The following is a 14,235-nucleotide window of genomic DNA, read 5'->3' on the forward strand; positions in this document are numbered from 1 at the left end:
ATATTATCTCAGCCTAAAATATTATTAATCGGTAAATTTCTTAACAACTCTTTATGAAATCGTTTTTAGCTTATTGACTAGCATTGTCACTATAGGGTGGTTTTCATTAAAAAGCTTAAGAGCAATAGCAAGCGCTTTTTTAATATACTTTTTCGCTTGGCCTAAATTGCCTCGCTGTTGGTAGATTCCTCCCAAAGTTTGGTAGATCCCTGCCAAGTTATTGTAATAAGTTGCCACATCGGGATGATTTTTACCCAAAAGCTTAAGGTTAATGGTAATCGCTTTGCTAACATACTCTTCCGCTTTTTCTAAATTGCCTTGCTCTTTATAGATTAGTCCTAGTTGATTGTAATGGGTTGCCACGGTGTGATGATATTCACCAAAAAGCTTAAGGTTAATGGCAAGCGCTTTGTTAATATACTCTTCCGCCTTGTCTAAATTGCCTTGGCCGCGGTAGATTGCTCCTAGGCTGCTATAATTGTTTGCCACCTCGGGATGATTTTCACCAAACAGGCTAAGGTCGATAACGAGTGCTTTGTTAATATACTCTTCCGCCTTGTCTAAATTGCCTTGCTCTTTGTAGATTTGTCCTAGGTTATTGTAACCAATTGCCACATAGGGATGATATTCACCAAAAAGCTTAAGGTTAATGGTAAGCGCTTTGTTAATATACTCTGCCGCTTGGCTTAAATTACCTTGTTCTTTGTAAATTCCTCCCAGGCCATGGTAATCGAATGCCACCAGGAGAGAATATTTACCAAAAAGTTCAAGGTCAATGGCAAGTGTTTTGTTGCTACACTCTTCCGCTTGGCTTAAATTACCTTGTTCTTTGTAGATTTGTCCTAGGTTATTGTAACCAATTGCCACATGGGGATGATTTTCACCAAAAAGCTTAAGGTTAATGGCAAGTGCTTTGCTGCTACACTCTTCCGCTTGGCTTAAATTGCCTTGGCTTTGGTAGATTTGTCCTAAGCTGTTATAATTGGTTGCCACATGGGAATGATTTTCACCAAAAAGCTTAAGGTTAATGGCAAGTGCTTTGTTGCTACACTCTTCCGCCTGGGCTAAATTGCCTTGGTCTTTGTAGATTTGTCCTAAGTTATTGTAACCAATTGCCACATCGGGATGATTTTCACCCAAAAGCTTAAGGTTAATGGCAAGCGCTTTCTTGACATACCCTTCCGCCTGGCCTAAATTGCCGTGTTCTTGGTAGAGTGTCCCTAGGTTGTTGTAGCGAATTGCCACATGGGGATGATTTTCACCAAAAAGCTTAAGGTTAATGGCAAGCGCTTTGCTGCTACACTCTTCCGCCTGGACTAAATTGCCTTGGTCTTTGTAGATTAGTCCTAGGTTATTGTAACCAATTGCCACATCGGGATGATTTTCACCGAAAAGCTTAAGGTTAATGGCAAGTGCTTTTTTAATATACTCTTCCGCTTTGTTTAAATTGCCTTGCTCTTTGTAGATTTGTCCTAGGTTATTGTAACCAATTGCCATATCGGGATGATTTTCACCAAAAAGCTTAAGGTTAATGGCAAGCGCTTTGCTGCTACACTCTTCCGCTTGGCTTAAATTGCCTTGGCTTTGGTAGATTGCTCCTAGGTTATTGTAACAAGTTGCCACACGGGGATGATTTTCACCAAAAAGCTTAAGCTCGATAGCAAGTGCTTTTTTAATATACTCTTCCGCTTTGTCTGAATTGCCCTGTTCTTTGTAGATTTGTCCTAGGTTATTGTAACCAATTGCCACATCGGGATGATGTTCACCAAAAAGCTTAAGGTCGATGGCAAGCGCTTTGCTGCTACACTCTTCTGCCTGGACTAAATTGCCTTGGTCTTTGTAGATTTGTCCTAGATTATTGTAATCTCTTACCACGTTAGGATGATATTCACCAAAAAGCTTAAGGTTAATGGCAAGCGCTTTGTTGCTATACTCTTCCGCCTGGCCTAACTTGCCTTGCTTTCCGCAGATTATTCCTAGGTTATTGTAATCACCTGCCACATGGGGATGATTTTCACCCAAAAGCTTAAGGTTAATGGCAAGCGCTTTGCTGCTACACTCTTCCGCTTGGCTTAAATTGCCTTGGTTTTGGTAGATTTGTCCTAAGCTGTTATAATTGGTTGCCACACTAGAATGATATTCACCAAAAAGCTTAAGGTTAATGGTAAGCGCTTTGCTGTTACACTCTTCCGCCTGGGCTAAATTGCCTTGTTTTTTGTAGATTATTCCTAAGTTATTGTAACAAGCTGTCACCTTGGGATGATATTCACCAAAAAGCTTAACGTCAATAACAAGTGCTTTGTTAGTGTACTCTACCGCTTTGTCTAAATTACCTTGGTTTTGATAAATGATTGCAAGAGCATTTAAAACCCGCGTATTTTGTGGATTTGCTTCTTTTGCTAAAAGATACCATTTTTCTGCTTTTGTATGTTGAAAAAGTCTCCGGTGTATATCTCCGTGCGTCTCTGGTGAGTTATCCTCCAAATCAGAAGATTTAAGTATATCTTCATTACCTGCTAAGAAATCTTGAATAACGTGATAGAAAGGAATGAAGATGTGGTAGATTTCTTTTATCTTTTTTAAGGCTTTATGATCTAGGGCAAAGTGCTGTTGAATAAGATCTGGATCTTCAAAGCCAAAAGGTTTAAGCAAAGGATTCATCATCTCTTGTTGTGCTTGATAATGTGAGTAAGTCTTAAGACGCATGAATAAGGCTAGGCTCATCCAATCTTTTAACTTTTCACTGGCCCCTTTCATTATAATCTCTAACTTCCTTAGTTTATTAATCCTAGTAAAAGTGTCGGAAGCTTCTATTTTCTTAAGAAGAGCTAGACGGTCAAAAGCTAAATGAGGAAACCTATAAAAATCATTTTTAACTTTGAATAACATTCCTTCTTTGCTTATGTTAGCCATCGCTGGATCAAAATTTTCCATATCTTCCTGAACTAAATGATACTGGGCTAGGTATTGGCGTAGATTAAGATTTTGTTGATAAGGAGCATTAAGCTTGTGTTGAACATGTTGCCTATATTGCTCAGTTAGCTCCTCGTTGCCTAACAAATGAGTAAAGTTTAGCAATTCCATAGGAAGATGAGGCTCTTTTTCATGCCACCACTGGCCTTTTTCATCTTTACCTACATATTGAGCCATCTGTCCAGGAGTTTGGATAAGCTCAAATGTCTTACCATTGCCCAAGGGAGTTTTGCAGCCTTTTCCTTCTACTCCTGCTCCATCAAAGGCAAAGCCCCGTGGCGTCATGCTATCGAAAAAGCTTATTGCTTTTAAGCAAGGAATATTTAAAGCAGGAAGAATAGTTTCTCCCAAGTTGATAACCTGCAAGTGAATTAAATATGTAAGATTTCTAAAATATTTCTTATTTATAGGATTGTCATCTTGTACAAGGATACCAAATTCTAAGTCGGAATAAGGGGTCATTTCTTCCCTAGCTAGAGAGCCAAAGCCTATCATGGCATACTCACAAGGCTCAGTGTCTAATTGATGCACGGCCTGCATTACAAGCTGCCCAAAGAAAACTTTTATCTGGTGAGCTATCTCACCATAAAGCTCTTTCACCTCTTGGGAAGAAGGGGTTTCTGGCAAAGTTTGAATTTTCTTCTCTATCTCTTCTCTAAATTTTTTTAAGTTGTGGCGATTGCGTTCAAATTGTTTCTCCACCACTGCGAAATCAAAAGGTTTGCCTTTGCATTGTTTAGCAAGTAAATTTTGTACTTGGCAGAGCTTATCTTTAAGAACTTTTTGCCGTTGTAGAGGAGCTAGGCGTAAGGCATAATTATAAAGACCTGCCGCTTGCAGAAGCGTTTCCAATGTTTGCTTTCTTAAATAAATGTCACCTAATTCTTCTATACAAAAGCTTTCTTGAATAGGATCTTTCTCTTGGACAGCCATTTGTAAAGCTAAAGTATAGGTCTGTTCTAATTCTTTTATCTTCTCGCCTGATAAAAGCTCCTGGCTTTCCCATGTTTGCGAGGTGTTTTTCGATGCATTTATCGATAGCGAATTAGAAAAAAGAATATTAGAAGAGATTTTCGACTTTGAAAGAAGAGTTTTATCTTGCTTTAAGGGCTTTTGAGCATAAATAAAATGACCACCTAAATCTACAATAAAGATATATTTTTGAGGCCTTTCTTCTGGAGGAATAGTTTCCCATTCCCTGGATCTAACTTTTTTAGATGTTAAGCCTACTTTTGAAAAAATAAGCCTATCATTAACACCACACCCCGAAGGGTCTTCATTCACTGTGACTAATCTGATAGGAATAGATAAAGCCTGGGCTAATAAATCTCCTTCGCCTAAGCCACTTACCCAAGCTCCTTTTCCTATTATTTCTTCTGCTCTTTTACTGTTAGTGTGCTTAATAATGTCTGAAAGCACTTGTCTTAAATAAGAAATTTTATCGCTGGACATATCAAGCAATGGAATCTTTCTAGGAAGCCCTTCATAGCTTTCTAAAAAAGCATTAAAAAAGCAATCACCGTCGTTTGCAACCCCTTTTAATTCAAAGCCTTCTTTATGTAGATAGGCAGCTACAGCATTTACTTTTGCTTCATACGAGTCGCTAATAAAAGTTGAAGAATCATACCATAAAGACTTAGCTATTTGAGAGGGGCTCCAGTGAGGCGGAGAAGGATCCAAGGAATTTGCTTCATTAGCAGCAAGCTGATTATGGGTGGGTAAATTAATTTTAATTTTCTTTGAATGAAGTCTTTTCCATTCATCCATTTGTTCAATTAATTGCTTCCACTCTTTGCAAACGCCTCGTGCGTTAGAGAGATCTTGCTGGCTCAGCTCCTTGAAAATCTTTAAGCTAATTTCTGCATACGGACCTAGCCCTAGATAAGGCTTTTCTTCTGCTAGTTCCTTAAATGTAGTAAATATAAAAGGGTTAATAGAGGAACTTTCTAGGTTCATAAGCTTATCCTCCTTTTATCTAACTTTATTTTCACCTGCACTTCAAAGCTCTATCTGCTTTATCCTCAATTTTTTGAAAAAATGTTATAATTTGTCAATCTAAATCTAAAAAATATTTTTTCACTATTGTTAGCATCATGGAAGGGTGTGTGTGACTAAGAAGAGAAAATATAATATGCTTTTGAGCTACTTCTTATGCAGCCCCATACTTTATAAAGTCCCTCTCGTTAAGTTGAAAAGCAGATTTCAGAAAGTTGGATATGTAGACTGAGTTTTTTAAAGCGCATAAGATGTTTTACTAAGTTTTAATATTTTTTCTCTCTCTCTTTAAGCTTATAGTAAGTTAAAAGGAAAAAAATAAAGTAATCTCTCTATTTAAATTTAACCAAGAGATCTAGCTTTTAAAATGTCTTGTTGGATATGTAGCTTTAATTCTTCAAGGTTAGCAAACTTTTTTTCAGGCCTTAAATAAGAAGTAAGAATAACTTCGATGGTTTTACCATACAGATTAGCCTCATAATCAAAAATATGAGCTTCTAAGAGAGGAACTTTATCTTCACGGACGGTGGGTGCTATCCCTAGATTCGCTACGCCTTTAAACAGCTGCTGATCAACAAAGATGTTAACAGCATAGACTCCTAAAGGAGGAATACACAAATTTTTGACATCTAAATTAGCTGTAGGGCAGCTTAGCTGCTTTCCTTTTCCTAGACCTCTATCAACGGCAGATAAGACACTATAAGGACGTCCTAGGAGCTTTTGGGCGGTCTCTAATTGTCCTTCTTGAATGAATTTACGAATCAGGGAGCTAGAAACAGCAACCTCGTCGACTGTTTGCTGTTCGATGTATTCCACACCAAAATGTTCTCTTTCTGCTATACCTTTAATGGTTTCCTTATTGCCTTTTCTATCTTTACCTAACGTAGCGTCCCATCCAAGGATAAGATGAGAAAAGGGGAGGAGAGTCTGCAAATGATGGATAAACTGTTCAGCACTCTGTTCAGAAAATTCTTTAGTAAATTTAAGCAAGATTAATAAATCTACACCCATATTTTTGATCAGCTGAATTTTATGTTCATTCGTGCAGATTTTATTTACCGGCCTATCAGGATAAAGGACCTCGGAGGGGTGATTTTCAAAGGATAAAACTACACTGGCTTTTTGTTGGCTTTTGGCGGTTTCTACTACTTTTTTGATGATCGCTTGGTGCCCAATGTGCATGCCATCAAAATTGCCTAAGGTAAGCACAGAAGAGGTAGAAAAAAGCGGCGTAGCTGGAAGTTCGCGAAGGAGTTTCATGATTCAAAAAATAGTAAAAAATTTATTAATCGTTAGGTTGGTAACTAGGTTTAAAAACAGCCCATTTTTTCCTTTAGGAGAGCTTTGCCTACAACATACATATAAAACATTTTCACGCAAATAAATATAAATTTTGGTAGTGCTATTAAAGAGAATGATAAGCTAATAAAAAATGGGAGGGCTTTTAATATAAACCACTCGTAAGCTATGCATTAAAAACTTTTTTGGACATCTTTAACAGGTTAGCACCAAAAAATTGAGTAGGAAATATACTTATAGAGCAGGATAAAAAAGAGCTTTGCTGATTTGCTGAACATCAGGGGAGGCAATAAATAATTGGCTGCCATCTAAACAATCTTCAAGGTTAAAGGGCCCGCTACGCGTCCTTTTAAGATTGGAAAGATGAGCTCCACATCCTAGCTTTTTACCTATATCATCAGCTAAGCTACGTATGTAAGTACCCTTAGAACATTTTACCCGAAGATTTAGATAGGGATAGTGATAATCTAATATCTCTATTTGCAGAGTGACCTTGACAGGTTGACGTTCTATCACTTTTCCTTTTCTAGCCAGTTCGTAAAGTTTTTTTCCATTAACTTTTTTAGCAGAATGCATAGGGGGAATTTGTTGGACTTCCCCTTGAAATTCTTGGATGATAGCCTTAATTTCAGAGGGAGTAGGAATAAGAGGGGATTGGAAAGTGATAGTTCCTTCACAATCGTAGGTGTCGGTAGCTTCTCCCAAATGCACTTGAGCAATGTATTCCTTATCCTCGCATAGAAATCGATCGGAGAGCTTGGTCATGTTGCGCCCGATGAGTAGAACCATGACGCCTGTGGCAAAAGGATCGAGTGTGCCGGCATGACCGATTTTATCTACTCCTAAAATACGCCTTAATGCAGCTACAAGGCTAAAAGATGTTTTGCCTATAGGTTTATCTATAAGCAAAATACCTTGAGGGCTAGGAGCTATGGAGCCTGCTGAACGATTAATCATTGCCTCGCGACTCACGCTCACTGCTAATTTCTTCGAGGAGCTGCTCGATACGCATATGCTTATCTACGCTATCATCAAGCTTAAAGTGAAGCTCGGGAAAATAACGCATGACCACTTTTTTTGAGGCTGTAACCGCGACAAACCCCGCTGCCGTTTCAAGAGCTTGGATAGTCTGATCTTTTTGCTCTTGATTGCCAATCACGCTGATAAATACTTTGGCATGGTGCAAGTCTTTAGTAATCTCTACCCTTGTGACCGTCATAAGCTCATTGACGTGCGGGTTGCGCACATCTTTACGAATAACATCTGAGATAACTTCTTTAAGGAGGGAATTAAGTCTATCCGTGCGTTGTTTTGCCATGATTCATCTGCCTCTATAAAGAATCTTATAATTCTTGGGTAATGTAAGTAACTTCGTACGCTTCAAATACATCGCCTTCTTGTGCAGTATCAAAATTGGAAAGAACTATACCACATTCAAGGCCTTTTTGAACCTCTCTTACATCGTCTTTTACGCGTTTTATTGAGGAAATCGATGATTTTCCAATCAGCTGGCCATTGCGTATAATGCGCATCTGGTTATTACGATTAATCGCGCCTTCAGTAACAATTCCTCCTGCTATTTGTCCATAGTGGGAGGACTTAAAGAGCGCTTTCACTTGGAATTTTCCTTTTTCTGTTTCAATAGCAATCTTATCCAAAAGATCTACGAGCATGGCTTTAACATCATCAATAGCATGATAAATGATGTCATGCATTTTAACCTGTACTCCATGTTGTCTAATAAGGGCATCAGCATGGCTTTCAATCTGGGTGTGGAAGCCTATAATGACCGCTTTGGAGGTCGAAGCCATTTGCACGTCTGATTCCGAAACTTCTCCTACTCCTGCAGAAATAATATTAACTTCGGCTTTTTTCGAATAAATTTTCAGTAACCCTACTTTAAGGGCTTCAAGAGAGCCTTGTACGTCAGCACGCAAGATAATATTAAGAATTTTCTTAGAAGGCTCCGAAGCTTGCATCATCAAGTTTTCCATGGAGAGCTTCTTTTTAAGCAAGTTGTTTTGGCGCATACCTACCATACGAGCTTCAGCAATCTCACGAGCCTCTTTTTCATTTTTAACTACAATAAACTCTTGCCCTGCTTCTGGGAGGCCCGAAAGGCCTGTAATGGATACGGGTGTGGAAGGTCCTGCTTGCTGAATATTATGCCCATATTCATCTTGCATAGTTTTAACACGTCCCCAATATTGATCAAATACAAGAGAGTCGCCTATTTTTAAAGTTCCATTCTGAATAAGCATAGTAGCCACAGCGCCCATGCCTTTATGCATTTCAGATTCTAAAACACGCCCTCGAGCCCGGTTAGTAGGATCTGCGCGCAATTCCAACACTTCTGCTTGCAAAGCTAGCATTTCTAGCAGTGTGCTAATGCCTTCTTTAGTGACTGCAGAACAATTAACAGTAATAGTTTGCCCACCCCATGCTTCTGGAAGAAGTTCTTGCTCTGCTAGCTGACGGTAAACATTTTCAACGTTGAAATTAGGCTTATCACATTTGTTAATAGCTACTACGATGGTAACTTTTGCTTCACGAGCATGCTGGATGGCTTCCACTGTTTGTTGGCGAAGGCCTTCATCACCGGCTACAACTAACACCACGATATCGGTGACATCCGCACCACGGGCACGCATAGCAGAAAAGGCTTCGTGTCCTGGAGTATCAAGGATGCAAATTTCTCCTACCGCTGTTTTACATTTAAACGCTCCAATATGCTGAGTAATAGCTCCTGCCTCGCCAGCTGCACGGTTGCTGCTTCTTATAGCATCAATTAAGCTGGTCTTACCATGGTCTACATGTCCCATGAAGGCAACTACAGGTGCCCGAATGTGAAGCTTTTCTGGAGAGGTTTGTTTGATCTCTTCGCTAGCACTTTGATCAGTAATGCGGATCCTTTTTTCTTCTGAGGTATCAATGCTAATCTCGCATCCAAATTCATGTCCTAGCAGTTGAATAGTCGTCTCATCTTCTAACAAATCATTAAGGGTAACGACAAGCCCTTGCATGAACAATTTAGAGATTAGCTGGGAAGACTTTAATTTCATTTCAGCAGCCAAATCTTTAATGCTAATAGGCGTTCTGATTTTGAGCGCAGTAGGTCGAATAGTAGTATCTTCCTGAACCTGCTTGATTTGTCTGTTGCGCTTTTTCCTCCATTGAGAAGTATCATCCTCTGCTCGCAAGCCTTGTCTATCGCGTGCATCAAATGCTCGCGTGGGTTCAAGACGCCGGGTAGGTTTCAGATCACGAAATTCTTTAGCTTTACCTGGAAAGGTTTTCTTAGGAAGATTTTCATCACTAACAGCGGTTTCTTCACCCTCTTTGGGCTTAAATTTGTCTTTCGTAGCTTTAGCTGCTGCTTCTTTATCAGGAGTGGAAGCTGCCTCTGCTTTATGTTTTTGAGGTGGCTGAGGAGGAACATAAGCAGGCCGCGGAGCCGGTTTTCGAGGTAAAAGATCCTTAACATGCCGACCTGTAGGCCCCAGCTTGACATATTCTGGCATAGGCTTAATTGCAGGTATAGGGGCTTCTTGACGGGCTACTGCTACAGGTTTTTCGCCTCGAGAAGGAATAAATTCTTTTGCTATAAGAGGGGTTTCTTCAGCAGGAGCAGGAGTTTTTTCATTTTTAACTGCATCAGCAAAAATTTCTTCCGCCGCTGGCTTTTCTTCAAAAACTTTTTTCTCAGATAGCTCTACCAGTTCTTCAGCAAAAATTTCTTTACGTAGCTCTTCACTAGATTTTTTAATCTTAATGCCTTCTTCCTCGACCTCTTCAGCTGCACCTGCGCTTGAAGTCTCTGCAAATTCTACCTTAGGCTTAGCTTCAGGGACAGCACCTTCAGCAAAAGCAGATTTAGAACGCGCGCGAATTCGAGGTGTAGTTTCTTCCTTAGTTGGAGAATGAACTGAAGCGTTTTTCGTAGATTCATTTAGCTCTGCTTTAGGTGCTTTAGTCAGCGTACTTTTTTTAACAGGCTTTTCTTCTTTATCTTCTAAAGCCTTATTTGCTGCTATTTTGCTTTTAATTTTACCTAAATTGATGGCTTCAGCAATTTGAGTGTTTTTAATGGTTAGCTTCAGGTTTTTTGCCAAGGCTTTCTATCCTTTGTTTTCTAATTTGTTCTATAATCTTGTCGGCGGTATCTAGGCTTATGCCCGGAATTTTTGCCAATTCTTCTGGGGTTGCAATCAAAAGAGATTTGAGAGTAGTGTAGCCTTCGGCAATCAGATGCTGGAAAATCAGATTGTTAAGACCATCGATCTCTTCTAAGGGTTCGTTGAGAGAAGGATCATCGGACTCGGCTAGCTCTGTGCGTTGCAAAGCCATGGTACGGTTATAATCCGTCATCCGCTGCACTTCTAGCTCATAACCAATCAATTCGCTGTTAAGCCTTGCATTCATTCCTTTTTTACCAATCACAGCGGCAAAATCTTCATCATCCACGACGATAGAGATGGTGTGATCATCTTCGCTAATATTGATTTTACGAATCTCAATCGGCGATAGAGCATTCTGCAGAAGTTCAATAGGGTCGGCGGAAAAAGGAACAATATCGATTTTCTCATTATGTAATTCTCTGACTACATTTTTAACACGTACCCCACGCATCCCTACACAAGCACCTACTGGATCAACTTTAGGATCTGTAGAACGAACAGTTAATTTAGTTCGGTAGCCGGGATCACGAGCAATTTTGTCGATAACAACAATATTATCATTAATCTCAGGTACTTCTTGGATGAGCAATTGACGAACGAATTCTGGATGGCTACGTGAGAGAATAACTTCTGCGCCGCCATTTTCCGTATCATTCACTTCTAGCAGTAAGGCCAAAACTTTATCTCCAAGATTATATTTCTCAGTTTTAGGATAGTGCTTCATGGGCATTAAAGCTTCTACTTTACCTAAATCGATAATTAAATTAGCTCCTCGGACAAAGCGTTTGACAGTACCAGAAATTAATTCATTTACCCGATGGCGGTACTCTTCATAAATAACATCGCGCTCCGCCCCTCGCAACTTTTGAGTAATAATTTGGCGTGCTTTTTGGGCTGCAATACGACCAAAATCTCTAGGAGTGGCTATCACATCAATAAATTGGCCCACTTGGCTCTCAGGATCAATTTCGCGAGCTTCTTCTAATGAGATTTCTTGAGCAGGCACTTCCACTTCGTCTACAATCTCTTTTTCGCAGTAAACGTCAATATTACCTGTTTTGGGATGAATAGTCACAGTAACATTTGAGGCTCCGCTAATACTTTTACGGGCGGCGGCACGAAGAGATTCTTCTATGGCGCTGATTACGATTTCTCGCTTAATGCCTTTTTCTCTTTCTAGGTACTCAAAAATAGCTATGAGATCTTTATTCATCGTTTTTTTTGCCTCAAATTCTTAAGATAGGAATTATATATTAAAGAAGATTTGTAAAGCAACTTACAAGAGGGTATTTTATCTATGTAAGGTGTGTTAATCGGTAGAAAAGCTAGCTTTTCTACCGATTGAATGCGAGTCAGAAGGTATTCTAATCTTCGCTATCTTCTCTATCTTTTTCAGAAGATTTCTTTTTGCGCTTATTGGAAGTTAAAATGATGTCGTCATGACTGGTGTGATTTTGATCAATTAAATATTCCTTGATAGAAAGAGCAATCTTTTTATGCTCAGGATCTAATTTAATCACCTTAGCTGTTACATCATCGCCTTTAGAAACAACATCTTCAACTTTGCCGAAGGCCTGATCAGATAATTCAGTGACATGGATGAGTCCTTCTATACCGCTATCGAGTTCTACAAAAGCTCCAAAGGCAGTAATTTTAGTTACTTTTCCTTTAACTAAAGATCCCACTGGCATCGTTTTCTCAATACTTTCCCAAGGGTTATTACTTAATTGCTTAACACCTAAAGTAATTTTCTTGCTATCTCGATCAACGGATAAGATGCAGGCATCTACGACATCGCCTTTACGGAGAACCTCGGAAGGGTGGGAGACTTTTTTAATCCAGCTTAGATCTGAAATATGTATTAATCCCTCTACTCCTGGTTCTAATTCGACAAAAGCGCCATAGTTAGTTAAGCTGCGGATTTCTGCTTTCACGTTAGTACCCACTGGATATCTTCTCTCCACATCGTCCCAAGGGTTATGTTCAGCTTGTTTAATTCCTAAAGAAATTTTCCCTTCTTCTTTTTGTACCGAAAGAACTACAGCTTCCACATCATCACCTTTTTTGACCACTTCGCTAGGATCGGTGACGTTTTTTACCCATGACATTTCTGACACATGAATAAGGCCTTCAATACCTGGCTCAATTTCAATAAAGGCACCATAAGGGAGCAAGTTAACAATCTTACCTTTCACACGCGTTCCAGGTGGGTATTTTTGCTCGATTTGATCCCAAGGATTAGATTCTTTTTGCTTTAAGCCTAAAGCTACACGACCTTTTTCGCGATCGACGCTTAAAATCATCACTTCTAGTTTTTGCCCCAGTTGGACCATTTCAGAAGGATGCTTAATACGTTTCCAAGTCATATCCGTAATATGCAATAGTCCATCAATGCCATCGAGGTCAAGGAAAACCCCGAAATCGGTAATGTTTTTAACAATCCCATCGCGCACATCACCTTCTTTAATATTTTCCAAAAGCTCAGCCTTTTTAGAAATTCTTTCAGCTTCTAAAAGCTCACGTCTGGAGACGACTACGTTCTTACGTTCAATATTAATCTTAAGGATCTTAAATTCATATGTCTTGCCGAGATATTCATCGAGGTTTTTAATGCGCTTGTTATCGATCTGAGAGCCAGGTAAGAATGCTTCCATCCCAATATCAACCATTAAGCCACCTTTAACTTTACGGAGGACGCGGCCCTTGACAATCGAACCTTCTTCGCAATGTTCCAGAATATATTCCCATTGACGCATTCTTTCGGCTTTTTCACGAGAGAGAACAATCTGCCCATTATCATCTTCAGCTTGGTCAAGAAGCACTTCGACTTCCCCATCTAATACCACATTTGAAGGATCAGAAAATTCCTCAATAGGGACTAGACCCTCTGATTTTAAGCCTACATCTACGACAACATGATCTTTTGTAATTTCGACAATCCTTCCTTTGAGGATAGTTCCTGGGATCAATGCAGTGCTGTCTTCAACGTTATTATTGGATGACTGACCCTCCAATAAAGCTTTAAAAAGTTCTGCATCTGTTTGCTGGTAAGAGACATCATCGACGATCTTGCTCTCATTCCAGGTGTGTTGGGGGTTTTTAGACATTTAAAGGTTACTCCTATTTTTCATACTAATGGAGTAAAGATATCAGATGTGAAAGAAAAATAGCAATATATAAAACTGAAGTGAAAACAGGAGAGGGCAGGAAAGGAAATAAGGATAAAACCGAATTGAGAGAATATATAGAATGCTTATTTAATTTAATAAATTTTTTTTCATCAAATATGCTCTTCATTAAAGATGCTTCAGAATGAAATTAACGCGTAGCTATCTAGATCACTTGGAAAAAAAACGTTTATATCCAGTAAGTCGCTTTTGAAGAGGCCGTTTCATAAAGGGTGATAGCATACAGCTCGGGTAGTATAGGCTTAAGATAATCATAAATCCATTTGCACACAAATTCTACAGTCGTAGAATCTGACTGTAGGGTCTCATTCAAGCACTGATGATCTAAATATTTTTTTATCATAGGCTGGACAAGATCAGTAAGATCCTGAAAATCTATTACCATATTTTTCTTGGGCCCCTCTTTTTGTAAAAACTCCTTTCGAATAATGACATGGAGACTATAGGAGTGGCCATGCATACTTTTGCATTTACCATCATGATGGCTTAAAAAATGAGCCGCTTCAAAATAAAAAATTTTTTCTAATTCATGCATCTTGCTTCATTTGCCTTTGGAATATAAGGATTTAAATTGACAGATGGGAAGGCTTTTTTTTATAAGT

General features: G+C 39.2%; 8 protein-coding genes. All 8 read right to left on the reverse strand.

Annotation, left to right across the window (positions count from 1 at the left end):
• Positions 1-51: 51 nt before the first annotated feature.
• The 8 genes from NEOC84_RS01585 to queD all read right to left on the reverse strand — a co-directional run bounded on the left by NEOC84_RS01585 (position 52) and on the right by queD (position 14,168).
• Positions 52-4,929: a tetratricopeptide repeat protein gene (locus NEOC84_RS01585; RefSeq protein ID WP_166154646.1), complete on the reverse strand. Its 4,878-nt coding sequence runs from the start codon at positions 4,927-4,929 to the stop codon at positions 52-54.
• A 381-nt stretch (positions 4,930-5,310) separates the two neighbouring features.
• On the reverse strand, positions 5,311-6,228 hold the full coding sequence (locus tag NEOC84_RS01590; RefSeq protein ID WP_166154648.1) for a bifunctional riboflavin kinase/FAD synthetase: 918 nt from the start codon (positions 6,226-6,228) through the stop codon (positions 5,311-5,313).
• A gap of 273 nt (positions 6,229-6,501) precedes the next feature.
• Positions 6,502-7,224: a tRNA pseudouridine(55) synthase TruB gene (gene truB, locus NEOC84_RS01595; RefSeq protein WP_166154817.1), complete on the reverse strand. Its 723-nt coding sequence runs from the start codon at positions 7,222-7,224 to the stop codon at positions 6,502-6,504.
• On the reverse strand, positions 7,217-7,585 hold the full coding sequence (gene rbfA / locus NEOC84_RS01600) for a 30S ribosome-binding factor RbfA (protein WP_166154650.1): 369 nt from the start codon (positions 7,583-7,585) through the stop codon (positions 7,217-7,219). The genes truB and rbfA overlap by 8 nt, the downstream gene beginning before the upstream one ends.
• A gap of 25 nt (positions 7,586-7,610) precedes the next feature.
• Entirely contained in the window at positions 7,611-10,379 is a 2,769-nt protein-coding gene (infB, locus tag NEOC84_RS01605; RefSeq protein WP_166154652.1) for a translation initiation factor IF-2, read from the reverse strand.
• The gene (nusA, locus tag NEOC84_RS01610) at positions 10,351-11,658 is read right to left on the reverse strand and encodes a transcription termination factor NusA (protein ID WP_166154654.1); all 1,308 of its coding nucleotides are present in this window, start codon (positions 11,656-11,658) and stop codon (positions 10,351-10,353) included. The genes infB and nusA overlap by 29 nt, the downstream gene beginning before the upstream one ends.
• 151 nt (positions 11,659-11,809) lie before the next feature.
• A complete protein-coding gene (rpsA, locus tag NEOC84_RS01615; RefSeq protein WP_166154656.1) occupies positions 11,810-13,552 on the reverse strand; it encodes a 30S ribosomal protein S1 in 1,743 nt (580 codons plus the stop codon).
• A 250-nt stretch (positions 13,553-13,802) separates the two neighbouring features.
• Positions 13,803-14,168 carry a 6-carboxytetrahydropterin synthase QueD gene (gene queD, locus NEOC84_RS01620; protein ID WP_166154658.1) on the reverse strand — a complete coding sequence of 122 codons (366 nt, stop codon included), beginning with the start codon at positions 14,166-14,168 and terminating at the stop codon, positions 13,803-13,805.
• Positions 14,169-14,235: the final 67 nt, after the last annotated feature.

The organism is Neochlamydia sp. AcF84, from assembly GCF_011087585.1.
In the GTDB taxonomy this organism is placed as follows: Bacteria; Chlamydiota; Chlamydiia; order Chlamydiales; family Parachlamydiaceae; genus Neochlamydia.

Coding starts and splice junctions, on each gene's coding strand:
- NEOC84_RS01585 (WP_166154646.1), bottom strand. CDS start 4,929: ATGAACCTAGAAAGTTCCTCTATTAACCCTTTTATATTTACTACATTT.
- NEOC84_RS01590 (WP_166154648.1), bottom strand. CDS start 6,228: ATGAAACTCCTTCGCGAACTTCCAGCTACGCCGCTTTTTTCTACCTCT.
- truB (WP_166154817.1), bottom strand. CDS start 7,224: ATGATTAATCGTTCAGCAGGCTCCATAGCTCCTAGCCCTCAAGGTATT.
- rbfA (WP_166154650.1), bottom strand. CDS start 7,585: ATGGCAAAACAACGCACGGATAGACTTAATTCCCTCCTTAAAGAAGTT.
- nusA (WP_166154654.1), bottom strand. CDS start 11,658: ATGAATAAAGATCTCATAGCTATTTTTGAGTACCTAGAAAGAGAAAAA.
- rpsA (WP_166154656.1), bottom strand. CDS start 13,552: ATGTCTAAAAACCCCCAACACACCTGGAATGAGAGCAAGATCGTCGAT.
- queD (WP_166154658.1), bottom strand. CDS start 14,168: ATGCATGAATTAGAAAAAATTTTTTATTTTGAAGCGGCTCATTTTTTA.